Annotated in this window: 20 protein-coding genes; 16 read left to right on the forward strand and 4 right to left on the reverse strand. The window is 69.6% G+C overall.

Features of this window, described 5'->3' with window-relative positions; translation table 11 throughout:
- Window positions 1-49: 49 nt before the first annotated feature.
- The 4 genes from SPR02S_RS20035 to SPR02S_RS20050 are packed head-to-tail and all read left to right on the forward strand — an operon-like array spanning window position 50 to window position 7,262.
- Entirely contained in the window at window positions 50-2,272 is a 2,223-nt protein-coding gene (locus tag SPR02S_RS20035) for an exo-alpha-sialidase (protein ID WP_019058773.1), read from the forward strand.
- Window positions 2,272-4,242 (forward strand): beta-galactosidase, encoded by a 1,971-nt coding sequence (locus SPR02S_RS20040; RefSeq protein WP_019058774.1) that lies wholly within the window; start codon window positions 2,272-2,274, stop codon window positions 4,240-4,242. The genes SPR02S_RS20035 and SPR02S_RS20040 overlap by 1 nt, the downstream gene beginning before the upstream one ends.
- On the forward strand, window positions 4,239-6,512 hold the full coding sequence (locus SPR02S_RS20045; RefSeq protein WP_019058775.1) for a glycosyl hydrolase family 95 catalytic domain-containing protein: 2,274 nt from the start codon (window positions 4,239-4,241) through the stop codon (window positions 6,510-6,512). The genes SPR02S_RS20040 and SPR02S_RS20045 overlap by 4 nt, the downstream gene beginning before the upstream one ends.
- 36 nt (window positions 6,513-6,548) lie before the next feature.
- Window positions 6,549-7,262 (forward strand): glycoside hydrolase family 12 protein, encoded by a 714-nt coding sequence (locus SPR02S_RS20050; RefSeq protein WP_019058776.1) that lies wholly within the window; start codon window positions 6,549-6,551, stop codon window positions 7,260-7,262.
- Window positions 7,263-7,288: 26 nt separating this feature from the next.
- Here the strand turns inward: SPR02S_RS20050 and SPR02S_RS56000 are convergent, their stop codons facing one another.
- The 3 genes from SPR02S_RS56000 to SPR02S_RS20065 all read right to left on the reverse strand — a co-directional run bounded on the left by SPR02S_RS56000 (window position 7,289) and on the right by SPR02S_RS20065 (window position 10,972).
- Entirely contained in the window at window positions 7,289-7,675 is a 387-nt protein-coding gene (locus SPR02S_RS56000) for a hypothetical protein (RefSeq protein WP_019058777.1), read from the reverse strand.
- 108 nt (window positions 7,676-7,783) lie between these two features.
- Window positions 7,784-9,847 carry a glycoside hydrolase family 31 protein gene (locus SPR02S_RS20060; RefSeq protein ID WP_019058778.1) on the reverse strand — a complete coding sequence of 688 codons (2,064 nt, stop codon included), beginning with the start codon at window positions 9,845-9,847 and terminating at the stop codon, window positions 7,784-7,786.
- Window positions 9,848-9,958: 111 nt separating this feature from the next.
- Window positions 9,959-10,972, reverse strand: coding sequence for a LacI family DNA-binding transcriptional regulator (locus SPR02S_RS20065; protein ID WP_019058779.1), 1,014 nt, complete (start codon window positions 10,970-10,972; stop codon window positions 9,959-9,961).
- Between the two features lie 278 nt (window positions 10,973-11,250).
- Here SPR02S_RS20065 and SPR02S_RS20070 point away from each other — a divergent pair, with 278 nt between their 5' ends.
- The gene (locus tag SPR02S_RS20070) at window positions 11,251-12,060 is read left to right on the forward strand and encodes a GH12 family glycosyl hydrolase domain-containing protein (RefSeq protein ID WP_019058780.1); all 810 of its coding nucleotides are present in this window, start codon (window positions 11,251-11,253) and stop codon (window positions 12,058-12,060) included.
- A gap of 111 nt (window positions 12,061-12,171) precedes the next feature.
- Window positions 12,172-14,103 (forward strand): acyl-CoA dehydrogenase family protein, encoded by a 1,932-nt coding sequence (locus SPR02S_RS20075; RefSeq protein ID WP_019058781.1) that lies wholly within the window; start codon window positions 12,172-12,174, stop codon window positions 14,101-14,103.
- Between the two features lie 7 nt (window positions 14,104-14,110).
- Here the strand turns inward: SPR02S_RS20075 and SPR02S_RS20080 are convergent, their stop codons facing one another.
- Window positions 14,111-14,560, reverse strand: coding sequence for a lamin tail domain-containing protein (locus SPR02S_RS20080; protein WP_026150711.1), 450 nt, complete (start codon window positions 14,558-14,560; stop codon window positions 14,111-14,113).
- A gap of 188 nt (window positions 14,561-14,748) precedes the next feature.
- On the opposite strand from SPR02S_RS20080, the gene dxr reads away from it, so the two are divergent.
- The 10 genes from dxr (at window position 14,749) to SPR02S_RS20130 (ending at window position 25,531) form a co-directional block, all read left to right on the forward strand.
- Window positions 14,749-16,017 carry a 1-deoxy-D-xylulose-5-phosphate reductoisomerase gene (gene dxr, locus SPR02S_RS20085; RefSeq protein ID WP_019058783.1) on the forward strand — a complete coding sequence of 423 codons (1,269 nt, stop codon included), beginning with the start codon at window positions 14,749-14,751 and terminating at the stop codon, window positions 16,015-16,017.
- Complete coding sequence (locus SPR02S_RS20090) at window positions 16,014-17,318, forward strand: site-2 protease family protein (protein WP_019058784.1); 1,305 nt, start codon at window positions 16,014-16,016, stop codon at window positions 17,316-17,318. Before dxr ends, SPR02S_RS20090 begins: the two co-directional genes overlap by 4 nt.
- 168 nt (window positions 17,319-17,486) lie before the next feature.
- The gene (gene ispG, locus SPR02S_RS20095; RefSeq protein ID WP_019058785.1) at window positions 17,487-18,644 is read left to right on the forward strand and encodes a flavodoxin-dependent (E)-4-hydroxy-3-methylbut-2-enyl-diphosphate synthase; all 1,158 of its coding nucleotides are present in this window, start codon (window positions 17,487-17,489) and stop codon (window positions 18,642-18,644) included.
- A 284-nt stretch (window positions 18,645-18,928) separates the two neighbouring features.
- Window positions 18,929-19,777, forward strand: a complete 849-nt coding sequence (locus SPR02S_RS20100; RefSeq protein WP_019058786.1) for a GNAT family N-acetyltransferase — start codon at window positions 18,929-18,931, stop codon at window positions 19,775-19,777.
- Window positions 19,778-19,865: 88 nt separating this feature from the next.
- A complete protein-coding gene (locus tag SPR02S_RS20105) occupies window positions 19,866-20,429 on the forward strand; it encodes a GNAT family N-acetyltransferase (protein ID WP_052347013.1) in 564 nt (187 codons plus the stop codon).
- Window positions 20,430-20,502: 73 nt separating this feature from the next.
- Window positions 20,503-22,206, forward strand: a complete 1,704-nt coding sequence (locus SPR02S_RS20110; RefSeq protein ID WP_019058788.1) for a proline--tRNA ligase — start codon at window positions 20,503-20,505, stop codon at window positions 22,204-22,206.
- Between the two features lie 181 nt (window positions 22,207-22,387).
- A complete protein-coding gene (locus SPR02S_RS63995; protein WP_169389429.1) occupies window positions 22,388-22,750 on the forward strand; it encodes a hypothetical protein in 363 nt (120 codons plus the stop codon).
- Window positions 22,750-23,733, forward strand: coding sequence for an FAD:protein FMN transferase (locus tag SPR02S_RS20120; protein WP_019058790.1), 984 nt, complete (start codon window positions 22,750-22,752; stop codon window positions 23,731-23,733). The genes SPR02S_RS63995 and SPR02S_RS20120 overlap by 1 nt, the downstream gene beginning before the upstream one ends.
- Complete coding sequence (locus SPR02S_RS20125; RefSeq protein ID WP_019058791.1) at window positions 23,730-24,311, forward strand: ferric reductase-like transmembrane domain-containing protein; 582 nt, start codon at window positions 23,730-23,732, stop codon at window positions 24,309-24,311. The genes SPR02S_RS20120 and SPR02S_RS20125 overlap by 4 nt, the downstream gene beginning before the upstream one ends.
- Complete coding sequence (locus SPR02S_RS20130) at window positions 24,308-25,531, forward strand: NADH-ubiquinone oxidoreductase-F iron-sulfur binding region domain-containing protein (RefSeq protein ID WP_019058792.1); 1,224 nt, start codon at window positions 24,308-24,310, stop codon at window positions 25,529-25,531. Before SPR02S_RS20125 ends, SPR02S_RS20130 begins: the two co-directional genes overlap by 4 nt.
- Window positions 25,532-25,533 lie beyond the last annotated feature (2 nt).

The raw sequence follows: 25,533 nt of genomic DNA on the forward strand, positions 1-25,533 counted from the left end.
GCGCCCCTTAAAAACTCCCTGGCCGCTTCTTAGTAGAGCGAGGTATGTCATGCGCGCGTCCGAAATCAACCGGCGTGCCGTTCTCGCGGGTACCGTAGCCGTCGCCGCTCTCACCAGCGTGCCGCTCATCACAACGAGGGCGCAAGCAGCGGAAGTTGACACCACCACCCCCTCCTACCGCTGGCGCAACGCCGTCATCGGCGGCACCGGATTCGTCACCGGCGTCCTCTTCCACCCCTCCGTCCGCGGCCTCGCCTACGCCCGTACCGACATCGGCGGTGCCTACCGCTGGGACGACCGGACCGCCCGCTGGACCCCCCTCACCGATCAACTCGGCTGGGACGACTGGAACTTGCTCGGTGTGGAGGCGCTCGCCGTCGACCCCGCGCACCCTGACCGGCTGTACCTCGCCGTCGGCAGCTACGCCCAGTCCTGGGCCGGCAACGGTGCCGTACTCCGTTCCGAGGACCGGGGCGCGACCTGGACCCGTACCGACCTCACCGTGAAGCTCGGTGGCAACGAGGACGGGCGTGGTGCGGGGGAGCGGTTGCTCGTGGACCCGCGTGACAGTGACGTGCTCTGGCTCGGCACCCGGCACGACGGGTTGCTCAAGTCGACCGATCGCGGCGCCACTTGGGCAGCCGTGACCGGGTTCCCGGCGACCGCCAACGCCTCCGGCCAAGGCGTCACCTTTCTCCTCGCCGTCGGCCGTGCCGTCTACGCCGGGTGGGGTGACGGCGACGGGAGCGCTGCCGCCGTCAATCTCTACCGCACCACCGACGGCACGTCCTGGACCCCCGTCCCCGCCCAGCCCACCGGCACCTCCGCCAAGGTCCCGATTCGCGCCGCGTACGACGCACGTGCCCGCGAGCTGTACGTGACGTACGCCGACGCCCCCGGGCCCAACGGTCAGTCCACCGGCAGTGTGCACAAGTTGGCCGTCGCGAGCGGGACTTGGACGGACGTTACGCCGGTCGTACCGGGCGGGACCACGGCCGACGGGTCCGTCGACAGCTTCGGCTACGGCGGGGTCGCCGTCGACGCCCGTCGCGCCGGCACCGTCGTCGTCTCCACCAACAACCGCTGGGCGGCCGTCGACACCCTGTACCGGACCACCGACGGCGGCCGTACCTGGACGTCCCTCAAGGACGCTGCTGTGTTCGACGTGCCCGAGACTCCTTTCCTCAAGTGGGGTGCTGAACAGCCGAAGTTCGGCTGGTGGATCCAGGCCGTCGCCGTCGACCCGTACGACTCGAAGCACGTCGTCTACGGCACCGGTGCCACCCTCTACGGCACCCGTGACCTCACCCACTGGGCACCGCGGATCCGTGGCCTGGAGGAGACGTCCGTGATCCAGCTGATCTCGCCCCCGGTCGGGGAGGCACACCTGATCAGCGCCTCGCGGGACATCGGCGTGATGTACCACGAGCGGCTCACGGCGTCTCCGTCGCGCGGCATGGCGACGAACCCCGTGTTCGGGTCGGCGACGGGAATCGCGCAGGCCGCGGGCAGGCCGGCCTACGTCGTCCGCACGGGCTGGGGCGACAACGGCAACGGTGCACACTCGGGCGACGGCGGCCGGACCTGGGCGCCCTTCGCTGCCCAGCCCTCCCTCGCCCACGACGCACCGGGGCCGATCGCCACCAGCGCCGACGGCAGTACGCTGCTGTGGTCCTTCGTGCACTGGGACGGCACGAAGTACGCAGCCCATCGCTCGGCGGACAACGGCGCGACCTGGTCCGAGATCTCCTCCTTCCCGAAGGGCGCCACGCCGGTCGCCGACCCGGCCGACCCGACGCTCTTCTACTCGTACGACACCGACACAGGAACGCTATACGCCAGCACTGACAGTGGCCTCTCGTTCACTGCGCGTGCGAGTGGGCTGCCCGCCGGGGACAGCCAGTTCCAGCTGGTCGCGGCGCCGGGACGGTCCGGTGACCTGTGGCTCAGCGTCAAGTGGAACGGGCTCTACCGGTCCCTCGACGGCGGCGTGAGTTTCAGCAAAATCGCCAGCTGCTGGGCCTCGTACACCCTCGGCTTCGGCAGATCCGCCCCCGGCGCCGACTACCCCGCGATCTATCAGGTCGGCTCGACCGAGACCGTCACCGCCGTCTACCGCTCCGACGACGAGGCGCAGACCTGGGTGCGCATCAACGACGACCGGCATCAGTGGGGTTGGGTCGGTCAGGCCATCGTCGGTGACCCGCGCGTTCACGGGCGCGTGTACCTCGCCACCAACGGGCGGGGCATCCAGTACGGGGAGCAGATCTGATGCCGCAGCTCAGTGACACCACCCGCGGGCGCATCCTCTTCGGCGGTGACTACAACCCCGAGCAGTGGCCCGAGGAGACCTGGACCGAGGACGCCCGGCTGATGAGGGACGCCGGCGTCAACTCCGTCACCCTCGGCGTCTTCTCCTGGGCCAGGCTCGAACCCGAGCCGGGGGAAAGGGAGTTCGGCTGGCTCGACCGGTTGATGGATCTGATGCACGGCAATGGGATCGGCGTCGTCCTCGCCACGCCCACTTCCTCCCCGCCGCCGTGGCTGGGGCGCCTCCACCCGGAGACCCTGCCCCGCGATGCCGACGGCCGCATCGAATGGTGGGGCGGACGGCAGCACTTCTCCCACTCCAGCGCCGTCTACCGCCACCACGCCGCCGCCATCACCGAGGCCCTGGCCGCCCGTTACGCCGACCACCCCGCCCTCACGATGTGGCACATCAACAACGAGTACTGCACCTTCGACTACGGCGACGAGGCCGCCGTCGCCTTCCGCCGCTGGCTGCGCGCGAAGTACGGCACGCTCGACGCGCTCAACTCGGCCTGGGGCACCGCCTTTTGGAGCCAGGGCTACGACACCTGGGACGGCGTCCTGCCCCCGCGTCACGCCCACTACCTCAACAACCCCACCCACGTGCTCGACTTCAAGCGCTTCACCTCCGACATGCTCCTGGAGTGCTACACCGCCGAGCGCGACATCGTCCGCCGGTACACCCCGCACATCCCGGTCACCACCAACTTCATGCCGCTGTGGGTGGGGCAGGACGGCTGGCGCTGGTCCGAGGAGGAGGACGTCGTCTCGGTTGATCTGTATCCCGACCCGCGTGATCCCCTCGGCGCCCAAAGTGCCGCGCTCGTCCAGGACTTGACCCGTTCGCAGGCGCACGGTCCCTGGATGCTCATGGAGCAGGCCGCCGGACCGGTCAACTGGCGCGGCGTGAACCACCCCAAGCCGCGCGGCCTCAACCGCCTCTGGTCCCTCCAGGCGGTGGCCCGGGGCGCCGACGCCGTCTGCTACTTCCAGTGGCGTCAATCCCGGCAGGGCGCCGAGAAGTTCCATTCCGGGATGCTCAGCCACGCGGGGGAGCGCGGCCGCACCTTCCAGGAGGTCAAGCAGCTCGGCGCCGAACTCGCCCGCATAGGTGAGGAAGTGACAGGTAGTCACATCACCTCCGACATTGCGATCCTGCATGACTGGAATGCCTGGTGGGCGGGCGCGCAGGACGGCCGTCTCTCCACCGAGGTCGAATACCCGGAAGTCCTCCGCGCCTGGCACCGCGCCCTCTGGGAGTCCCACCTCGCCACCGACTTCGCCCATCCCGAACACGACCTGTCCGCTTACAAGTTGGTGGTCGTCCCGCAGCTCTACCTCCTCACGGACACCGCGATCGACAACCTTCTCGCTTACGTCCGCGCCGGCGGCACCCTCGTCTCCGGCTTTCTCGCCGGCATCGCCGACGAGGACGACCGGGTCCGGTCCGGCGGCATGGATGCCCGTCTCCGCGAGCTGTTCGCCATCCGCACCCTGCACGAGTGGTGGCCGCTGGACGCTGGGGAGACCGCCGAGTGCGAGGGTTTCCGCGGCACGCTCTGGTCGGAGGAGATCGAACCTGAGGACGACAACGTCGACGAGGTAATCCCGTACAAGGGCGGGGAGTTGGACGGTCTGCCCGCCGTTCTGCGCAGGGGCAGGTCCTGGTATGTCTCGACGCTTCCGGAACCGCACGCGCTGCGCGCCCTGCTCGCCCGTGTCGCCGACGGCGCGGGCGTCCGTCCGGTGCTCGCCGGGGCCCCGCTGGGCGTCGAGGCCGTACGGCGCGGAGAGGTGCTGTTTCTCCTCAACCACGGCCGCGAACCGGTCACCGTCGAACTCCCGGACGCCCACCGCGACTTGCTCACCGACGAGACCGTCGAGGGCGAGCTCACCCTCGGCCGCTACGGCGTGGCGGTGCTGCGACCATGACCGGCGAACCCGTACCCGCCGACCTCCCGCCACCGGGCCCCACACCCGCCGACCCCTCGCCACCCGGTCCCACGCACGCCACCTGGGAACCCCTCCCCGCCACCCGCTGGGAGGACGCCTACCTCAGCGGCAACGGCCACCACGGCGCCCTCGTGTTCGGTGATCCGAACGACGACCGTGTCATCGTCACCCACCACACCCTGGTCCGCCCGAACGGCGCCGAACACGCCCGCCCTCCACACCTCGCCGCCGAACTCCCTGCGCTCCAGGCCAGGTTGCTCGCAGGTGACCTCACCGCCGCCGAGGCGTTCACGGACGACCGCCCACTTCAGTGGGTGCAGCCGTTCCACCCGGCCTTCCAGCTACGGCTGCGCAGGCCGTCCGGCACGGCCGGGCGCGACTACCGCCGTACCGTCGACTTCACCACCGGCGAGGTCACCGCCCGCTGTGACGACTGGCGCAGCCGCGTCTTCGTCTCCCGCGCCGACGACGTGATCGTCCAGCACATCACCGCTCCCGACCTCACCCTCGACCTCGCCCAGGACTACCAACTCCCGGGTGCGCCAGCAGGGTTGGGGGTCGGCCACGGCACGCTCCTCACCTCCGGCGGCGCCGTTCTCACCCTCCGCGTCCGCTATCCCGACAGTGATCGCGCGTACACCGGAGTCACCCTCGCCGTGGTTACCGGCGGCACAACACGGCTCACCTCGACGGGAGTTCGGATCGCCGGGGCCGACGAAGTCCTGCTCCTCACCCGAGTCCGACGCCACACCGGCGAGCTGGACGTCGTAGAAGAGACCCGGGCTCTAAGGGAGTTGTTCGCCGACCGGCAGCGGTTCTACGACGCCCTCCTCGATCGGCACCTCGCCCTCCATCGCACCGCCTACGCCCGCGTCACCCTCGACCTCCACGCCGCCGACGCCGAACGTGCGCTTCCCGGGAGCGAGTTGCTGAAGCGGCCCCACAGCCCCGCCCTCCTCGAACGGCTCTTCGCCGCCGGCCGGTATCACCTGCTCTCCTCCAGCGGGCTGTTCCCGCCCCGGCTCACCGGACTGTGGACCGGCGACTGGAACACGGCCTGGTCGGGGGCGTTCACCAACGACGCGAACCTCAACCTCCAGACCGCCTCCGCCGCGAGCGCCGCCCTCCCCGAAGTCACCGACGCCCTGGCCTCCCTGATTCATCGTCAGCTCGGCGACTGGAGGGAGAACGCCCGTGCTGTTTTCGGTGCCCGGGGTGTCGTCGCGCCCGCGCACACCGACGGCGAGTCCGGGCTGTCGTACCACTTCAGCCGTGAGTACCCGCTGCACCTCTGGACCGCCGGTGCCGACTGGCTGCTCAAGCCGCTCGTCGACCACGACGAGACGCGCGGTGTGCGCGACCCGCGTACCGGCGCCGCGCTAGCCGAAGTCGCCCTGTTCTACGAGGACTTCCTCAGCCGCAGTGACCCCGAAGGCAACCTGGTCGTCGTCCCCTCCTACTCGCCCGAGAACCGTCCCGCGAACGCCAACGCCAGTTGGGGCGCGATCAACGCGGCGATGGACCTCTCCGCCGCTCGGCACGCGCTCCACACCGCCGCCGCTTATCACCCGGGTACTCCCGACGCGGCCCGCTGGCTCGCCCTCGCCGACCGGCTTCCGCCGCACCGGGTCAACTCCCAAGGCGCGCTTGCCGAATGGGCCTGGCCCGGCCTCGACGACACCTACGACCACCGGCATCTCAGTCACCTCTACGGTGTCTGGCCGCTCGACGAGATCAACCCGTACGACACCCCGCGGCTCGCCGCCGCCGCGCACCGCGCTCTCCAACTCCGGGGCGCCGAGAACGAATCCGCGCACGGGTACCTCCATCACGCACTCGTCGCCGCCCGGCTCCGGGACGGTGAACGCGTCGCGCACGCGCTCGGCCAGGTCCTCGGCGGCGATTTCTTCCACGCCTCGCTCATGAGCGCGCACTACCCGAACCGTGACGTCTACAACGCGGACGCCGCACACACCCTGCCGGCGCTGCTCGTCGAGGCGCTCGTGCAGTCCACCCCGGACCGACTGGTCCTGCTGCCCGCACTCCCGGCGGCGTATCCGCACGGTCAACTCACCGGCGTACGCACGAGGTTCGGGGCGGAGGTCGATCTGAGCTGGGCGCCCCATTCCGCCACAGCGCTGATCCGGCCGTCCCGTACTCACCGCGTCGAACTCCGGACTTCCTCCGGCACGGAGCCGCTCGACCTCGTGGCCGGAGAAGACCGCGTCCTCACCCTGGGGGCGCGGTAGCCACTCGCAGTTCCCCCCACCCATGGAAGGGACACCATGGCAACACGCAAGCTGGGCCGCGTACTTACGGCCGTTCTCGCCCCCGCACTCGCGCTCGGCGCCACCGTCGCACTCGCGTCGGCCCCCGCCTCCGCCGCGGTCTGGAGCTCGTGCGCCCAGTACGGCAACACGACCCTGAACGGCTACACGCTCTACAACAACATCTGGGGCTCCGGCGCCGGCAGCCAGTGCATCTGGGCCAACTCCGGTACCAACTGGGGCGTCAACGCCAACCACCCCAACACCGGCGGCATCAAGTCCTACCCCAACGCCAAGAAGGTGATCAACAAGTCGATCACCTCGCTGGGTTCGCTCACCAGCAGCTACAACGTCACGGTGCCGTCGTCCGGCGCGTACAACACGTCGTACGACATCTGGGACACCAACTACGACTACGAGATCATGCTCTGGATGAACAAGACCGGAGCCGTCGGCCCGCTCGGCACCTCGCAGGGCACCCTCACCCTGGGCGGTCACACCTGGACCGTCTACAAGGGCAACAACGGCGCCAACGACGTGTTCTCGTTTGTGCGCACCTCGAACTCCAGCTCCGGCACGGTCAACGTCCTGCCGATCCTCAAGTGGATCAAGGACACCAAGGGCTGGTTCGGCAACGTGACCATCGGGGACCTGCAGTTCGGCTTCGAGATCACGTCCTCGTCCGGCGGACTCGACTTCACCACCAACAGCGAGAGTGTCAGCAGTAGTTGACCTTCCCCAGCAGTCCGGTACTTCGCTCAGCCGCCCGGTCCTCGTGCTCCGCGAGGGCCGGGCGGTGCCACGACGAGCGCGGCGACCCAGCAGCCGAGTGAGGCCAGCACAAGGCCGAACACCGCCGGATTGACGTACCCGGGAACGGTGTTGGCGACGTAGCTGCCCCCGCCCGTCATCTCGCAGTCGAACCTGAGCGGGGCGAAACCCACGGAATAGTCCACGACATGGGCGGCTCTGGGGTCCACCGGCCCGCCTTCCTCCCCGTTGGTCGTACGGCAGGGGAGCATCGGCGAGGAGTCCGCGCCGCCGTCCTCGGCCTGGAGGATCGCGCCCAGGACGTAGAGCAGACCCCAGAGATACAGGGCGAACGCGGCGAGGCCCGCAGCAAAGGCGAGCTTGCGTAACACCATCGGAGGAGTCCAGCAGAACAAGATCGATACGGCTGTGACGGAGCCCACAGTTCCGCGCAACGGAAGCGTCACGGCTCGGGCGCCCGCCCCGATCGGGCGCCCTGACCTCTACTCCGTCACCGGCAGCTCCGCCTCGTCCCGCAGGAACAGCGGGATCCGGTCCAGCGGCGCGTCGACCGTGACCGCCGTTCCACCCTCGTACGTCTCGCCCGTCCACGCGTCCGTCCACCACGCGCCCGCCGGGAGATACGCCGTACGGACCGTGGCGCCCGCCGTCAGCACCGGCGCGACCAGCAGGTCCGGGCCGAAGAGATACGCGTCGTCGACCGACCAGGTCGCCGGGTCCGCGGGGAATTCGAGGAACAGCGGGCGCATCACCGGCAGCCCCTCCTCGTGCGCGGCGCGCATCACGTCCAGGACGTACGGCTTCAGGCGCTCGCGCAGTCGTAGGTACTTCTCCAGGATCGGCAGGGCCCGATCGCCGTACGACCAGACCTCGTTGGGGCCGCCGGTCATGTCGGGGCCGAGCGGCATGCCCGGGTCGCGGAAGCCGTGCAGGCGCATCAGCGGGGACAGCGCGCCGAACTGAAACCAGCGGACCATGACTTCCTGGTACGCCGGGTCGTCCGGGTCGCCGCCGTGGAAACCGCCGATGTCCGTGTTCCACCAAGGGATGCCGGACAGCGCGGTGTTGAGGCCCGCGGCGATCTGGCGGCGCAGGGTCGGGAAGTCGGTGCCTATGTCACCCGACCAGAGCGCGGCGCCGTGCCGCTGACTGCCCGCCCACGCCGAGCGGTTGAGGGTGATGACCTCGTCGTCATCGAAGCCTTCGGCGCGCAACCCCTCCGCGAACGCACGGGAGTTCTCGGCCGGGTAGATGTTGCCGACCTCCAGGCCCGGGCCCGCCCAGTAGCGCAGGTTCTCCGGGAAGCCCGGCTTCAGTTCGGGCTCGCACGCGTCCAGCCAGAAGGCCGTGATGCCGTACGGGACAAGGTAGTTGTCGCGGATCTTCGACCACAGGAAGTCGCGTGCCTCGGGGTTCGTGGCGTCGTAGAAGGCCACCTGGACCGTGGACGCGACTCCCTTGTCCGGCCAGTCGGCGTGTGCCATCGGGCCGTACTGGGTGCCGATGAGGTAGCCGCGCTGTTCCAGCACCGAGTGGTTCTCGCTGAGGGGTGAGACGGAGGGCCAGACGCTCACCACCAACTTCACGCCCATCTCGTCCAGTTCGCGGACCATGGCCGCCGGGTCGGGCCACTCGGCCGGGTCGAACTTCCAGTCGCCGAGGTGCGTCCAGTGGAAGAAGTCGCAGACGATCGCCGAGAGGGGGAGCTCGCGGCGCTTGTACTCCCGTGCCACGGCGAGGAGTTCGGCCTGGGTGCGGTAGCGCAGCTTGCACTGCCAGAAGCCCGCCGCCCACTTGGGCAGCATCGGCGTACGGCCCGTCACCGCGCTGTAGCGGCGCTGGCCGTCGGCCGGGTCGCCCGCGGTGATCCAGTAGTCGAGCTGCCGGGCCGAATCGGCCACCCAGCGCGTGCCGTTGCCGGCCAGCTCCACGCGGCCGATCGCCGGGTTGTTCCACAGCAGGGTGTAGCCGCGGCTGGAGACCAGCACCGGGATGCCGACCTCGGCGTTGCGCTGCACCAGATCGAGGACCAGGCCCTTCTGGTCCAACTTGCCGTGCTGGTGCTGGCCGAGGCCGTACAGCTTCTCGTCCTCGTACGCGGCGAAGCGCTGCTCCAGGCGGTGGTGGCCGTTGCCGACCGCCGTGTAGAGCCGCGAGCCGGGCCACCAGAAGTGGGCGCGGGCCTCCGCGAGGAGTTCGGTGGAGTCGTCGGTGCGCAGGAAGCGGACCAGCCCCTCGGCGTCGACGTGGACGGTCAACTTGCCCACGGTCAGCGTCCCTTGACCGTCCTCGATCTTGACGCTGGCCTCGGTGGCCGGTGCCTCGTCGAGGAGCGCGCCCGGCAGCCCGTCGAGCAGCGGACCGCCGAGCCGGGCCCTGACCCGGACCGCGTCAGGCCCCCACGGCTCGATCCGCAGGGTCTCCTGACGGCCACTCCACTCCAGCGCGCCGTCCCGCTCACGGAAGGTGCCGACGGTGGGCGACGACTGCGCGAGGCTGACCGCACCCGCGCCCTGAATGGTCTGGTTTTCGGCAGGCTGATTCACGAGAGGGCTCCTGTGAGAAGAGCAGACAGAGGAGTTGCGGACAGAGGAGTTGCGGACATGGCGGTGCCCTGGCGGCGGCACAGGGGTGGAGCTCTGAGGTCGGAAAAGGGGTCAGGAAACTGCGGGTGCCGGTCCCGTACTCGCCCGCACCGTCAACTCCGGTGCGATCAGCACGACTTCGTCGCTGCCGCGGCCATCCAGCTTGGCCACCAGGTGCTCCACGGCGTAACGGCCCATCTCCTGCGCGGGGATGGCGACGGACGTCAGCCGCACCGAGGCCTGGGTGGCGACCTGGTCGGGGCAGACCGCGACCACCGACACGTCCTCCGGCACGGCACGGCCCTGCTGGCGCAGCAGCGCGAGCAGCGGTTCGACCGCCGACTCGTTCTGCACGACGAAGCCCGTGGTGCCGGGGCGCTCGTCGAAGATCCGGGCCAGTGTCATCGTCATCGCGTCGTACCCGCCCTCGCACGGCCGGTGCAGCACCCGCAGGCCCAACTCCCTTGCCCGGGAACGGAGTCCGTCGAGGGTGCGTTCGGCGAAGCCGGTGTGCCGTTCGTAGACGCCGGGTGCCTCGCCGATGACGGCGATGTCCTGGTGGCCGAGCTTGGCGAGGTGCTCGACGCACAGTGCGCCGGTCGCCCCGAAGTCGAGGTCCACGCAGGTCAGTCCGGTGGTGTCGGCGGGGAGGCCGATGAGCACGGAGGGTTGGTCGGTGCCGCGCAGCAACGGCAGCCGCTCGTCGGCGAGTTCGACGTCCATCAGGATCATCGCGTCGGCGAGTCCGCTGCCGGTGACCCGGCGCACCGCGTCGGGACCCTCCTCGCCGGTGAGCAGCAGCACGTCGTAGCCGTGCAGGCGGGCGGTGGTCGCCACGGCGATGGCGATCTCCATCATCACCGGCACGTACATGTCGGTGCGCAGCGGCACCATCAGCGCGATGATGTTCGACCGGCTGCTGGCCAGGGCGCGGGCGCCCGCGTTCGGGTGGTAGCCCAGCTCGCGGATGCTCTGCTCGACCCGCTGCCGGGTGGCTCCGGAGATGGACCGCTTGCCGCTGAGGACATAGCTCACCGTGCTCGCCGAGACTCCGGCGTGCTGGGCGACCTCGGCGAGGGTGACCATCCAGCTCTCCAAGCTTTGTGAAGCGCTTCGACAGTGCGCGTTGCTGACAAGGGCGGGTGAGGGTGGTTCGACATTAGCTTCAGGCGGTGTGGGGTGTCCATAGGTTGTCGAAGCGCTTCGACACTTTCTCCGGACACCGGGCTCGACTGCTCGGGAAATCCGCGCCCGGCGGGATTCTCCGCGCCGGGGAGGCAACCTCGGGGCGGGTCGGCGGCCACTGAGAGGTCGTAACGGCCGCTGACGGGTCGTAGACGAACCGTCCCTCGGAAGGACCCCCGATGCAACACCGCAGACCACGCCTGTCGAAGAAGCGGAAGGCGCTGGTCGCCACCGCGGTGGCCCTCACGGCGCTCGCCGGTGTCACCGTCGCCCAGGCGGGTGAGTCGAGCAAGAAGTGCACGGCCGACGACACGGTCACCCTCGGCAAGTACTACGTCAACAACAACCAGTGGGGCCGGGACAAGGCCACCGGCAGCCAGTGCGTGTGGGACAACTCCCAGTCGGGGTCCACGATTTCGTGGGGCACGTCCTTCAGTTGGGCCAACAACAGCAAGGGCACCGACGGGGACGTGAAGACGTTCGCCAGTACCGTCCTCGGCTGGCACTGGGGCTGGAAGGTCGACAAGGCGACCACCGGGCTGCCGATCCGCGTCGGCGACCGCAAGCCGGTGAAGGCGACCTGGGACTTCTCGCTCAGCAGCAACCCGGGCACGCTCGACGTGGCGTACGACCTGTGGCTGCACTCCAAGAACACCGCCGACTGGGCGGACCAGCCCACCGACGAGATCATGATCTGGCTCGACCGGCAGGGCGGCGCGGGCCCGCTCGGCACCAAGTACGGCAGCGTCAGCCTCGACGGCGCGATGTGGGACATCTACCAGGGCGACATCGGCTGGAACGTGTACTCCTTCGTCCGCACCGCCAACACCACCAAGGCGACCCTGAACATCGACGACTTCACCCAGGCACTCGTCCGGCGCAAACTGCTGAGCAACGACAAGTACCTCTCCGGCATCGAGTCCGGCACCGAGATCTTCAAGGGCTCGGGGCGGCTTGACACGAAGGCGTACTCCGTCGACATCGGCTGAACGGACGCGCGAAGGGTGGCTGCTTCGCGGTGGATCGGGTACATACGAACGGGTAGCACCCGTCGGTAACCGCCATGGTCCGAGGGCCCGATTCGCGGCGAGGTGAGCCTCATGTCCGCTCCATCCAGCAAACCCACCGTCACCGAGCGAGAAGCCCGGCAGGTGGCGGAAGCGGCCAGGGAACAGGACTGGCGCAAGCCCAGCTTCGCCAAGGAACTGTTCCTCGGCCGCTTCCGGCTCGACCTGATCCACCCCCACCCCCTCCCGCCCGACGAGGACGCCCGGCGCGGCGAGGAGTTCCTCGCGAAGCTGCGCGACTTCTGCGAGACCCGGATCGACGCCGCCCTCATCGAACGCGAGGCGCGCATCCCCGACGAGGTCATCAGCGGCCTCAAGGAGATCGGCGCCCTCGGCATGAAGATCGACACCAAGTACGGCGGCCTCGGCCTCACCCAGGTGTACTACAACAAGGCACTGGCCCTCGCGGGCTCGGCCTGCCCCGCGGTCGGCGTGCTGCTCTCCGCCCACCAGTCGATCGGCGTACCGCAGCCGCTGAAGCTGTTCGGCACGGACGAGCAGAAGGCGGAGTTCCTGCCCCGCTGCGCCCGCACCGCCATCAGCGCCTTCCTGCTCACCGAACCGGACGTCGGCTCCGACCCGGCACGCCTCGCGACCAGCGCGGTGCCCGACGGGGACTCCTACGTCCTCGACGGGGTGAAGCTCTGGACCACCAACGGCGTGATCGCCGACCTCCTGGTCGTGATGGCCCGAGTGCCGAAGAGCGAGGGCCACAAGGGCGGCATCACCGCGTTCGTCGTCGAGACCGACTCGCCCGGCATCACCGTCGAGAACCGCAACGCCTTCATGGGCCTGCGCGGCATCGAGAACGGCGTCACCCGCTTCCACCAGGTCCGGGTGCCCGCCGCCAACCGCATCGGCCCCGAGGGCGCGGGCCTCAAGATCGCCCTCACCACCCTCAACACCGGCCGCCTCTCCCTCCCCGCGTCCTGCGTCGCGGCCGGCAAGTGGTGCCTGAAGATCGCCCGCGAGTGGTCGGCGGCGCGTGAGCAGTGGGGCAGGCCGATCGCCGAGCACGAGGCGGTTGGCGCGAAGATCTCCTTCATCGCGGCGACGACCTTCGCCCTGGAGGCCGTACTCGACCTCTCCTCGCAGATGGCCGACGAGGACCGCAACGACATCCGCATCGAGGGCGCGCTCGCCAAGCTCTTCTCCTCCGAGATGGGCTGGCTGATGGCCGACGAACTGGTCCAGATCCGCGGCGGCCGGGGCTTCGAGACGGCGGAGTCCCTCGCGGCCCGCGGCGAGAGGGCGGTTCCCGCCGAACAGGTCCTGCGCGACCTCCGGATCAACCGCATCTTCGAGGGCTCGACGGAGATCATGCACCTCCTCATCGCCCGCGAGGCCGTCGACGCCCACCTCAAGGTCGCCGGCGACCTCATCGACCCGGACAAGTCCCTTCAGGACAAGGCGAAGGCGGGCGCCAACGCGGGCGTCTTCTACGCCAAGTGGCTCCCGAAGCTGGTCGCGGGCAGCGGCCAACTCCCGGGCACCTACGGCGAGTTCCGCCACGACGTCGACCTCTCCCGGCACCTTCGCTACGTCGAACGCGGTGCCCGCAAACTGGCCCGCTCGACCTTCTACGCCATGTCCCGCTGGCAGGGCCGGATGGAGACCAAGCAGGGTTTCCTGGGCCGGATCGTCGACATCGGCGCGGAACTCTTCGCGATGAGCGCGGTCTGCGTACGGGCCGAACTCCTGCGCACCCAGGGCGATCACGGCCGCGAGGCCTACCAACTCGCCGACGCCTTCTGCGAACAGTCCCGCATCCGCGTCGAGGAACTCTTCGGCCGCCTGTGGACCAACACCGACGACATCGACCACAAGGTCGTCAAGGGCGTCATGGGCGGCGCGTACACCTGGCTGGAGGAAGGCATCGTCGACCCGTCCGGCGACGGACCCTGGATCGCCGACACGACCCCGGGCCCGTCCAAGGCGGACAACCTCCACCGCCCCGTCAACTAGCCCTCGTTCAGCAGTACTTGTCGCTCGGATCCCGCGTCGTCCACGAACAGGTGTCGACCTTGCTGCCGTTGGACTTCGTCAGCGTCGCCGTGTCGCTGGTGTTGTTCCAGACATAGGCGGCACGGCCCTGGTATGTGTTCGCCGCGGTGTCCGTGCCCTTGCCGGTGTGCACCTTGATGTACTTGCCGGCGCCGATCTTGATGTTCTTGAAGACGTACCGGTGGTTCGAGACGTCTTTCAGCACCCACCCCTTGAGCGAGATCGCCGACCGGCTGGTGTTCTTGATCTGCACCCACTCGCCGTTCAGGCTCGTGTTGGACCGGGTGTCCGAGCCCGGGCTGTCGAACCAGACACGGTAGATCGTGACGCCACCGGCGGCTTCGGCCGGAGTGCTCAGCAAGGTGCCGGTGAGTATCGCGGCGCCCGCGAGCGCGGGCAGGGCAGCGCGTATCCGCATGGAGAATCCCCCCAGGATGTCGTCCACGCGCCGGTCGTCCACCGGCGCAGACCTGAAGTGTTATCACACGACCTTCACGCCGTATTCACAAAGGGGGATTTCCCTTCAATCACCGACGAGAGCCGATAAGCCACCCGCCCGAGGGAACCGCTGTCCCCCCGGCCACCCGTTGCGGCAACAATGGAGGGATGAGCGACAGTCCAGCACCCCTCGCCGACCCACATCTCGTCTACGACCCCGTCGTGGGCGACGGTCCCAAGGCCCTGGTGATCCTCGGGTCCACCGGGTCCATCGGCACCCAGGCCATCGACCTGGTGCTGCGCAACCCGGACCGCTTCCGGGTCACCGCCCTCTCCGCGAACGGCGGCCGGGTCGGGCTCCTCGCCGAGCAGGCCTACCAGCTCAGGGTGCGGACGGTCGGGGTCGCCCGCGAGGACGTCGTACCGGCACTGCGCGAGGCGCTCACCGCGCAGTACGGCGCGGGGGAGCCGCTCCCCGAGATCGTGGCCGGTCCGGACGCGGCCACCCAACTCGCCGCCTCCGACTGCCACACCGTGCTGAACGGCATCACCGGGTCCATCGGCCTGGCGCCCACCCTCGCCGCCCTGGAGGCGGGCCGCGTCCTCGCGCTCGCCAACAAGGAGTCGCTCATCGTCGGCGGCCCGCTGGTGAAGGCGCTGGCCAAGCCGGGCCAGATCATCCCGGTGGACTCCGAGCACGCGGCGCTGTTCCAGGCCCTCGCGGCCGGTACCCGCGCCGATGTCCGCAAGCTCGTCGTCACCGCGTCCGGCGGCCCCTTCCGGGGTCGTAGCAAAGCCGACTTGGCGCGAGTGACCGTAGAAGAGGCACTCGCGCACCCCACCTGGGCGATGGGCCCGGTGATCACGATCAACTCCGCGACCCTGGTGAACAAGGGGCTGGAGGTGATCGAGGCGCACCTGCTGTACGACATTCCCTTCGATCGCATTGAGGTGGTCGTGCACCCGCAGTCGTATGTCCACTCGATGGTGGAATTCACGGACGGTTCGACACTCGCCCAGGCGACGCCCCCCGACATGCGCGGGCCGATCGCCATCGGGCTCGGCTGGCCCGAGCGGGTCCCGGACGCGGCGCCCGCGTTCGACTGGAGCAAGGCGTCGACATGGGAGTTCTTCCCGCTCGACACCGACGCTTTTCCGTCGGTCGGCCTGGCCCGGCATGTGGGACAGCTCGCGGGCACGGCTCCGGCGGTGTTCAATGCGGCGAACGAGGAGTGCGTGGAGGCGTTCCGCGCGGGCGCGCTGCCGTTCAACGGAATCATGGAGACGGTGACACGGGTGGTCGAGGAACACGGGACACCGGCCACGGGAACTTCACTGACCGTGCCCGACGTCCTTGAAGCGGAGACCTGGGCACGCGCCCGGGCCCGCGAACTGACAGCGCAGACGACCACGGCGAACGCGGAGGCGCGTGCATGACAGCCCTGATGATGATCCTCGGCATAGTCGTCTTCGCGGTCGGCCTGCTGGTCTCGATCGCCTGGCACGAGCTGGGGCATCTCTCGACGGCGAAGCTCTTCGGCATCCGGGTGCCCCAGTACATGGTCGGCTTCGGCCCGACCATCTGGTCCAAGCGGAAGGGCGACACCGAGTACGGCTTCAAGGCCATCCCGTTCGGCGGCTACATCCGCATGATCGGCATGTTCCCGCCGGGACCCGACGGCAGGATCGAGTCCCGCTCCACCTCGCCCTGGCGCAGCATGATCGAGGACGCCCGCTCGGCGGCCTTCGAGGAGCTGGAACCCGGCGACGAGTCCCGCCTGTTCTACACACGCAAGCCCTGGAAACGGGTCATCGTGATGTTCGCGGGCCCCTTCATGAACCTGATCCTGGCGGTGGCGCTCTTCCTCACCGTCCTGATGGGCTTCGGCATCTCGCAGCAGACCAACACGGTCAGCTCGGTCTCCGAGTGCGTCATCGCGCAGAGCCAGAACCGCGACACCTGCACGAAGAAGGACCGGGCCTCCCCGGCGGCGGCAGCGGGCCTCAAGGCCGGCGACAAGATCCTCAGCTTCAACGGCGTCAGGACGACGGACTGGAACAAGCTCTCCGACCTGATCCGCGCCGCCCCCGGCAAGACGGTCCCGATCGTCGTGGAGCGCAAGGGCCAGGCCCTCACCCTGCACGCGAAGATCGCGTCGAACCAGGTCGCCAAGAAGGACTCCAGCGGCCAGATCGTCCAGGGCCAGTACGTCACCGCCGGCTTCCTCGGCTTCAGCGCGGCCACCGGCATCGTCCGTCAGGACTTCGGCGACTCGGTCACCTGGATGGGAGACCGCATGGGCGAGGCCGTCGACTCCATCGCGGCCCTCCCCGGCAAGATCCCGGCCCTGTGGAACGCGGCCTTCGACGGCGCCCCCCGCCAGGCCGACTCCCCGATGGGCGTGGTCGGCGCGGCCCGCGTGGGCGGCGAGATCTTCACGCTCGACATCCCGCCCACCCAGCAGTTGGCCATGGCCCTGATGCTGGTGGCAGGCTTCAACCTCTCCCTCTTCCTCTTCAACATGCTCCCGCTGCTCCCGCTCGACGGCGGGCATGTCGCGGGCGCGCTGTGGGAGGCGCTGCGGCGGAACCTGGCGAAGGTGCTCAAGCGCCCGGACCCGGGCCCGTTCGACGTGGCGAAGCTGATGCCGGTGGCTTATGTGGTGGCGGGGATCTTCGTCTGCTTCACGTTGCTGGTGTTGGTGGCGGACGTGGTTAACCCAGTGAAAATCTCCTAGTCACCCATAGTTTGTGGCGGCCCGGCATCTCTTGTGCCGGGCCGCTCTCCATTGAGTGGGTTTACGGCCGGGATGTGCTCGGGCCCGCACGGTTGACGTAATCTCGAAGCCTGGAGCCCGCTGTTCCGGGACCGGGGCCTTGATCCACGACTTGGGGTTGCACAGCAGATGACTGCGATTTCTCTCGGCATTCCGTCCGTACCGACCAGGCTTGCCGAGCGCCGCAAGAGCCGGCAGATCCAGGTCGGCACCGTGGCGGTCGGCGGCGACGCGCCGGTGTCCGTGCAGTCCATGACGACGACCCGTACGTCGGACATCGGGGCGACGCTCCAGCAGATCGCCGAGCTGACCGCGTCCGGCTGCCAGATCGTCCGCGTGGCCTGCCCCACACAGGACGACGCCGACGCCCTCTCGACGATCGCGCGCAAGTCGCAGATCCCGGTGATCGCGGACATCCATTTCCAGCCGAAGTACGTCTTCGCGGCGATCGAGGCGGGCTGCGCTGCGGTCCGGGTGAACCCCGGCAACATCAAGCAGTTCGACGACAAGGTCAAGGAGATCGCGCGGGCCGCGAAGGACCACGGCACGCCGATCCGCATCGGTGTGAACGCGGGCTCGCTGGACGCTCGACTGCTGAAGAAGTACGGCAAGGCGACCCCCGAGGCGCTGGCCGAGTCCGCCCTCTGGGAGGCGTCCCTCTTCGAGGAGCACGGCTTCCAGGACATCAAGATCTCGGTCAAGCACAACGACCCGGTCGTGATGGTCGAGGCGTACCGCCAGCTCGCGGCCCAGTGCGACTACCCGCTCCACCTCGGCGTCACCGAGGCGGGCCCGGCCTTCCAGGGCACGATCAAGTCGGCGGTGGCTTTCGGCGCGCTCCTGTCCCAGGGCATCGGCGACACCATCCGCGTCTCCCTCTCCGCCCCGCCGGTGGAGGAGGTCAAGGTCGGCAACCAGATCCTGGAGTCCCTGAACCTCAAGCCCCGCCGCCTGGAGATCGTGTCGTGCCCGTCCTGTGGTCGCGCCCAGGTCGACGTGTACAAGCTGGCCGAGGAGGTCACGGCGGGCCTTGAGGGCATGGAGGTCCCGCTGCGGGTCGCGGTCATGGGCTGTGTCGTCAATGGTCCCGGCGAGGCCCGAGAGGCCGACCTCGGCGTCGCCTCCGGCAACGGCAAGGGGCAGATCTTCGTCAAGGGCGAGGTCATCAAGACGGTGCCCGAGTCGAAGATCGTGGAGACGCTGATCGAGGAGGCGATGAAGATCGCCGAGCAGATGGAGGCGGACGGGATCGCTTCCGGCGAGCCTTCGGTGTCGGTCGCGGGCTGAGAGGGCGGTCCGGCGGGGGCTGCGCTTCCCTCGTCAGGGGCGGTGGGCTTCACCGGCCAGGTTCTCGGGCCCCACTTGTCAGCGTCGGTCGGCACATCCAGCCCGTCCGGCGCTTGAGGACGAGGCCGTCCAGGCCGAAAGCGGGGGCCTGGGGGCGGCAGCCCCCAGAGACGGCACGCTGACCCACCCGCACAAGAGAAGCGGGCGCCAACACAGAGCGGCGCCGCTCAGCTTCCGCAGGTACAGTGCGGAGATCAGCAGACCCTCAGGGTGAGGCCCCGTACGTGTTGACCCAGACCACCTCTCGGGTGCTCGAACCGAGCGACCTGGACGCCGCGCTCGCCGTGCTCGACCGCGAGCCGGTCACGAACGCCTTCGTGACCTCGCGGGTGCAGGTCGCGGGCCTCGATCCCTGGCGGCTCGGCGGCGAGATGTGGGGCTGGTACGAGGACGGCATGCTGACGTCCCTCTGCTACGCGGGCGCCAACCTCGTCCCGATCTGCGCGACCCCGAGAGCGGTCCGCGCCTTCGCCGACCGAGCCCGCAGGGCAGGCCGCCGCTGCTCCTCGATCGTCGGCCCCGCCGAGGCGACGGCCCAGCTCTGGCGCCTCCTCGAACCGAGCTGGGGCCCGGCCCGCGACGTTCGCGCCCACCAGCCCCTCATGGTCGCCGACCGCATGCCCACCGACATCGCCGCCGATCCGTACGTCCGCCGCATCCGCAAGGACGAGATCGACACGATCATGCCGGCGTGCGTGGCGATGTTCACCGAGGAGGTGGGCGTCTCCCCGCTGGCAGGCGACGGGGGCCTCCTCTACCAGGCCCGAGTCGCCGAACTCGTAGGCTCCGGGCGCTCGTTCGCCCGCCTCGACGAGTACGGCAAGGTCGTCTTCAAGGCGGAGATCGGCGCGGCGACACCCAAGGCCTGCCAGATCCAGGGCGTCTGGGTGGCCCCCGAGTACCGGGGGATGGGCGTGGCGGCCCCTGCGATGGCAGCGGTCCTGCGCTACGCGCTCGCGGATGTGTCCCCGATGGTCAGCCTCTACGTCAACGACTTCAATACCCCGGCACGACGGGCGTACTTGAGGGTCGGCTTCCAGGAGGTCGGCGCCTTCATGAGCGTCCTGTTCTAGAGGCTTTCAGGGGCGCGGGGAACTGCGCGACCAGCCACGACGCGCCCGCACCCGAACAACAACCGAACCACCCCTGTACTCTCCCCACATGCGATTTCCCGGTCACGGTCACCGCCACCCCCAAGACGTCGTGATCGGCCCCCTGGACCTCTCGGCCCGCGTGGACGAAGCCCTGGCCGTACAGGCCCTCGCATTCGGCCTGGGCCAGGACGAAGTAGCGGTACGACGGCAAATCGTCCTGCGCCACATGACCTACCCGGGAGCAAGAGCACTCGGCGCCACCTCAGCGGAGCGCCTCGTCGGATTCGTCTACGGCATGCCCAACAACCGCACTCACTGGTGGTCCACAGTCGTAGAGCCGTACCTCCGAGCCCGCGACCACGACGAGTGGCTCGACAACTCCTTCGTGATCACCGAGTTGCACGTCCACCCGCACTACCAGAACCGCGGCGCGGGCCGTTCCCTGATCACCACGATCACGGACGCCGCCACCGAACCCCGCTCGATCCTCTCCGCGATCGACACCGACAGCCCGGCCCGCGGCCTGTACCGCTCCCTCGGCTACGAGGACCTCGCCCGCCAGGTCCTGTTCCCGAGCGCCCCGAAGCCGTACGCGGTCATGGGCGCCCCCCTCCCTCTCCGCCGCCGTTAACCGATTTCCACCGGCACAGCACGCCCGGCTAACCTCCTAGCCATCACCCTTTCCCGGCAGGAGTACAGGAACCATGGCGAACGCACCGGTCCAGCGCATGTCCCAGTTGATGGCGAAGACGCTGCGCGACGACCCGGCGGACGCCGAGGTCCTCAGTCACAAGCTGCTCGTGCGGGCCGGTTACGTCCGCCGTACCGCGGCCGGTATCTGGTCCTGGCTGCCGCTGGGCAAGAAGGTCCTCTCCAACGTCGAGCGGATCGTGCGTGAGGAGATGGACGCGATCGGCGCCCAGGAGGTGCTGCTCCCCGCGATCCTGCCCCGCGAGCCGTACGAGGCGACCGGCCGCTGGGAGGAGTACGGCCCCGAGCTGTTCCGCCTCAAGGACCGCAAGGGCGGCGACTACCTCCTCGGCCCCACCCACGAGGAGATCTTCACGCTGATCGTGAAGGACCAGGCGTCCTCCTACAAGGACCTGCCGGTCATCCTCTACCAGATCCAGAACAAGTACCGCGACGAGGCCCGCCCGCGGGCCGGTGTGCTGCGCGGCCGCGAGTTCCTGATGAAGGACTCGTACTCCTTCGACACCGAGGACGAGGGCCTCGCCCACTCCTACGCCCTGCACCGCGAGGCCTACCAGAAGGTGTTCGCGCGCCTCGGCCTCGACTACCGCATCTGCGCCGCGACCGCGGGCGCGATGGGCGGCTCGAAGTCGGAGGAGTTCCTGGCCCCGGCCGAGGCCGGCGAGGACACCTTCGCGGACTGCCCGAACTGCGACTTCGCCGCCAACACCGAAGCGATCACCTACGAGTTGAAGCCCGTGGACGCCGCCGGCGTGCCCGCGCTCGAAGAGATCCCCACCCCCGACACTCCCACCATCGAGACCCTCGCCGCCCACCTCGGCGTCGAGGCTTCCGCCACCCTGAAGAACCTCCTCGTGAAGGTCGACGGCGAGATCGTCGCCGTAGGAGTCCCCGGTGACCGCGAGGTCGACCTCGGCAAGGTCGAGGCCCATTTCGCCCCCGCCGCAGTGGAGTTGGTGACGGCGGAGGACTTCACCGACCGTCCCGACCTCGTGCGCGGCTACGTCGGCCCGCAGGGCCTGGGCGAGAAGGTCACGTACATCGCCGACCCGCGCGTGGCCCCCGGCACGAGCTGGATCACGGGCGCCAACAAGGAGGGCACGCACGCGAAGAACGTCGTCGCGGGCCGTGACTTCGAGGTCGGCGAGTACGTCGACGTCGTGGTCGTGCAGGAGGGCGACCCCTGCTCCAAGTGCGGCACCGGCCTCAAGCTGGACCGCGCCATCGAGATCGGCCACATCTTCCAGCTCGGCCGCAAGTACGCCGACGCCCTCAAGCTCGACGTCCTCGGCCGGCACGGCAAGCCGGTCCGCGTGACCATGGGCTCCTACGGCATCGGCGTCTCCCGCGCGGTCGCCGCCCTCGCCGAGCAGACCGCCGACGACAAGGGCCTGTGCTGGCCCGCCGAGGTCGCCCCGGCGGACGTACATGTCGTGGCCGCTGGCAAGGCCCTCCAGACCGAACTCGCCCTGGACGTATCGGAGAAGCTGCGCGCGGCCGGCCTGCGCGTCCTGGTCGACGACCGCGCCGGGGTCTCCCCGGGCGTGAAGTTCACCGACTCGGAGCTGATCGGCGTACCGCAGATCCTGGTCGCGGGCCGCCGCTCCGCCGAGGGCGTCCTGGAACTGAAGGACCGCAGGACCGGCGAGCGCGAGGAACTGACCGTCGACGAGGCGATCGCCCGCCTCACCGCGTAAGTCAGTACCGCGCAAGCAACTACCGCGTAGGCGGCGAGGAGTTGGGGCTTGTTGAAGCCTCAAGCAATTTAAGACTCCTCTCAGAGAGTTCTCGGGAGGCGTATGGGCGCCTCACAGACTTCTCTCAGGCTGGTCCCCGACCGTAGGACGTGACAGAGCGTCACTGCGGAGGGGAACGGTCATGACAGTCAAGGAGCGTGGGGCCGCTACGGCGGTCCGCAGAGGCAAGCGGCGCATCGCGGCCGCCACGGCGGCGATCACGCTGGCGGCGGCGGCCGGGGTGTTCGCCCTGGTCGGCACGATGCAGTCGGACGCGGAGGCGGACACGGCGGCGGGCAGCACGGGTACGACGAGTTCATCGTCGCCCTCGCCGTCCGCCTCCTCCAACACCTCGTCCACATCGGACAGTTCGACCTCGTCGTCGTCTTCATCCTCCTCATCTTCGTCTTCGTCTTCCTCTTCGTCACCGGACCTTCAGTCGTCCTCGTCCGGCGTGACCTCGTCCTCCGGCGGCTCCACCGACTCCACGTCGGGAGCGTCGTGATGAGTACACGTACGAGTACCGCGCCCCTGCGCACGACGGCCGCCGCCGACTGGCGTGCCCTCGGGACCAGCGTCCGGCTGGTCGTCACCGACCCGGCCCTGCTGGACTCCTGCAACCTGCTCCTCGCCCGGCACCTCGCCGAGGTCGACGCGGCCTGCAGCAGGTTCCGTACCGACTCCGAACTGGCCGCGCTCGACGCCTCGTTGGGCCGCCCGATCACCGTCAGCCCGCTGCTCGCCGAGGCGTTGGCGGTCGCGCTGCGCGCCGCCGAGGCGACGGACGGCGCGGTGGACCCGACGGTCGGCTCGGCCATGAACGCCATCGGCTACGACCGCGACTTCACCCTCGTCCAGGAGGACGACCGCCCGATCCGGCTCACCGTGAAGCGCGCCCCGGGCTGGCGCACGATCGACCTGGACCGTACGACCGGCGCGGTCACCGTCCCGGTCGGTGTCCGCCTGGACCTCGGCGCCACGGCGAAGGCCTGGGCCGCCGACAAGGCCGCCGCGATGCTCGCCCAAGTGGCCGGCTGCGGAGTCCTGGTGAGCCTGGGCGGCGACACGGCCGTCGCGGGGGAGCCCCCGGCCGGCGGCTGGAACATCCGCGTCCAGGACGTCACCGGTTCTGTCGACGAGGTGCCCACGCACGGTACGTACGCCACGATCGGCCTGCGCTCCGGCGGCCTCGCCACCTCGGGCACGGCGGCGCGCCGCTGGCGCCGGGGCGGCTACGAGCTGCACCACATCGTCGACCCGCGCACCGGCCTCCCGGTCCGCAGCCCCTGGCGCACGGTCTCGGTCGCCGCCGCGACGAGCGCCGACGCCAACGCGGCGAGCACGGCGTGCCTGGTCAAGGGGGCAGGCGCGGAACGCTGGTTGACGCGCCTGGGCCTCCCCGCGCGCTTGGTTGCCCAGGACGGCACGGTCGTAACGACCCCGGGCTGGCCCACCCACCAGGCGACGACCCATGGGACCGCCGCATGAGCTCCGAGATCCTCTGGTACGCCAACCGTGCCACCGGCGCCGTCTGCCTGGTCCTGTTCACCGTGGTCGTCCTGCTCGGCATCGCGGTCCGCCTGCGCACCCGGCTCCCCGGCCTGCCCCGCTTCGGCACGGTGAACCTGCACCGCACCCTCTCCCTCTCCGCGACCGCCTTCCTGGCCCTGCACATCGCGATGGCGGTGATCGACGGATACGTGAACATCACCGTCGTCGACGCGGTCGTCCCCTTCGTCTCCGACTACGAGCCGTTCTGGCTGGGCCTCGGCACGGTCGCCCTCGACCTGATGCTCGCGGTCCTGATCACCAGCCTCCTCCGCGAACGCATCGGCCACCGCACCTGGCGGGCCCTCCACTGGCTGGCGTACGTCTCCTGGCCGGTCGCCCTGATCCACGGCATCGGCATCGGCACGGACACCGGCACCGACTGGATGACCTGGCTGACCGTGTCCTGCGTGGCCGCGGTGACAGCCGCCTTCGGCATCCGCCTGGCCCACTCGGCCCGGGATTCCCGCCGCACGCCCGCAGCCCTGCTCCGCACAGCCGAAGGAGCCCGTTCATGACCACGACCACGACCTTCACCGACGTCTACATGTCCCCCCGCCTCCTCGCCCCCGGCGGCACCGCGGCCGACCTCTCCACCCACGAACTCCGCTACGGCCCACTGTCGTACGGAGATCCCGACACCCTCCTGAGAACGGTCGCCGAATCCGGCCTCACCGGCCGTGGAGGCGCCGCGTTCCCGACGTACCGCAAGCTGGTCGCGGTGGCCGACGCGAGCCGCCGCACGGGCCGTGCACCGGTGGTCGTAGCGAACGGAGCGGAAGGCGAGCCGGCCAGCCGCAAGGACAAGACGCTGCTCCGCCTCTCGCCCCATCTGGTCCTGGACGGGCTGCAGTTGGCGGCGCGGGCAGTCGGCGCGGGGGAGGCCCACCTGGCGGTGGAGGACGGCGCGTCGTACCTGGAATCGGCCCTGGCCCAACGCAACGACCCGCTCCCCGTACAGGTCATCCGCCTACCCAAACGCTTCCTGTCCGGCCAGGCATCGGCGCTGGCGCAATACGTCTCGGGAAACGCCCCGCTGCCCCGCCACCAGCACCCCCCGGTCCGCGAACGCGGAGTGCGCAAAGCCCCCACCCTCGTCCAGAACGTGGAAACCCTGGCCCACCTCGCCCTGGTCGCCCGCTACGGCGCCGACTGGTTCCGCAGCGCGGGCACACCCACCCAACCGGGCAGCACCCTGTGCACGTTGCACGTCCCGGGCCGCGAAGTCCGGGTGGTGGAAGCCCCGTTCGGCCTCCCCTTGAACCGACTCCTGCCCCTGGAGGGAACGTCCGCGGTACTGGTGGGCGGCTACCACGGCACCTGGATCCCGGCGGCAGAGGCAGCCCAACGCACGCTGGACGCAGGTGACTTGGGGGCAGGCGTCCTGGCCGCACTCCCCACGGACCGCTGCGGCGTAACCGAAACCGCCCGAGTCCTCCGCTACTTGGCCCTGCAATCGGCGGGCCAATGCGGCCCCTGCCTCAACGGCCTCCCGCGCATAGCCTCCGCCTTCCAGACCCTGGCCACCCCCGGCCCCCAGGCCAACACCCGCCAGGACGTGGCCCGTTGGTCGGGCCTGGTGGAGGGCCGAGGCGCCTGCCACCACCCCGACGGCACGGTCCGCCTGGTCCGCAGCGCGCTGACCACTTTCGCGGCCGAACTGGACACCCACGCAAGGGGTTTGTGCACCGCGAGCGACGCGACCCCTTTGCTCCCGATCCCGAACGAGGCCCACTGACC

The organism is Streptomyces prunicolor NBRC 13075 (assembly GCF_000367365.1).
GTDB lineage: Bacteria > Actinomycetota > Actinomycetes > Streptomycetales > Streptomycetaceae > Streptomyces > Streptomyces prunicolor.

What these genes read in the sequence shown, in the direction of transcription:
- SPR02S_RS20035 (WP_019058773.1), top strand. Translation starts at nt 50, where the DNA reads ATGCGCGCGTCCGAAATCAACCGGCGTGCCGTTCTCGCGGGTACCGTA.
- SPR02S_RS20040 (WP_019058774.1), top strand. Translation starts at nt 2,272, where the DNA reads ATGCCGCAGCTCAGTGACACCACCCGCGGGCGCATCCTCTTCGGCGGT.
- SPR02S_RS20045 (WP_019058775.1), top strand. Translation starts at nt 4,239, where the DNA reads ATGACCGGCGAACCCGTACCCGCCGACCTCCCGCCACCGGGCCCCACA.
- SPR02S_RS20050 (WP_019058776.1), top strand. Translation starts at nt 6,549, where the DNA reads ATGGCAACACGCAAGCTGGGCCGCGTACTTACGGCCGTTCTCGCCCCC.
- SPR02S_RS56000 (WP_019058777.1), bottom strand. Translation starts at nt 7,675, where the DNA reads ATGGTGTTACGCAAGCTCGCCTTTGCTGCGGGCCTCGCCGCGTTCGCC.
- SPR02S_RS20065 (WP_019058779.1), bottom strand. Translation starts at nt 10,972, where the DNA reads ATGGTCACCCTCGCCGAGGTCGCCCAGCACGCCGGAGTCTCGGCGAGC.
- SPR02S_RS20070 (WP_019058780.1), top strand. Translation starts at nt 11,251, where the DNA reads ATGCAACACCGCAGACCACGCCTGTCGAAGAAGCGGAAGGCGCTGGTC.
- SPR02S_RS20075 (WP_019058781.1), top strand. Translation starts at nt 12,172, where the DNA reads ATGTCCGCTCCATCCAGCAAACCCACCGTCACCGAGCGAGAAGCCCGG.
- SPR02S_RS20080 (WP_026150711.1), bottom strand. Translation starts at nt 14,560, where the DNA reads ATGCGGATACGCGCTGCCCTGCCCGCGCTCGCGGGCGCCGCGATACTC.
- dxr (WP_019058783.1), top strand. Translation starts at nt 14,749, where the DNA reads ATGAGCGACAGTCCAGCACCCCTCGCCGACCCACATCTCGTCTACGAC.
- SPR02S_RS20090 (WP_019058784.1), top strand. Translation starts at nt 16,014, where the DNA reads ATGACAGCCCTGATGATGATCCTCGGCATAGTCGTCTTCGCGGTCGGC.
- ispG (WP_019058785.1), top strand. Translation starts at nt 17,487, where the DNA reads ATGACTGCGATTTCTCTCGGCATTCCGTCCGTACCGACCAGGCTTGCC.
- SPR02S_RS20105 (WP_052347013.1), top strand. Translation starts at nt 19,866, where the DNA reads ATGCGATTTCCCGGTCACGGTCACCGCCACCCCCAAGACGTCGTGATC.
- SPR02S_RS20110 (WP_019058788.1), top strand. Translation starts at nt 20,503, where the DNA reads ATGGCGAACGCACCGGTCCAGCGCATGTCCCAGTTGATGGCGAAGACG.
- SPR02S_RS63995 (WP_169389429.1), top strand. Translation starts at nt 22,388, where the DNA reads ATGACAGTCAAGGAGCGTGGGGCCGCTACGGCGGTCCGCAGAGGCAAG.
- SPR02S_RS20120 (WP_019058790.1), top strand. Translation starts at nt 22,750, where the DNA reads ATGAGTACACGTACGAGTACCGCGCCCCTGCGCACGACGGCCGCCGCC.
- SPR02S_RS20125 (WP_019058791.1), top strand. Translation starts at nt 23,730, where the DNA reads ATGAGCTCCGAGATCCTCTGGTACGCCAACCGTGCCACCGGCGCCGTC.
- SPR02S_RS20130 (WP_019058792.1), top strand. Translation starts at nt 24,308, where the DNA reads ATGACCACGACCACGACCTTCACCGACGTCTACATGTCCCCCCGCCTC.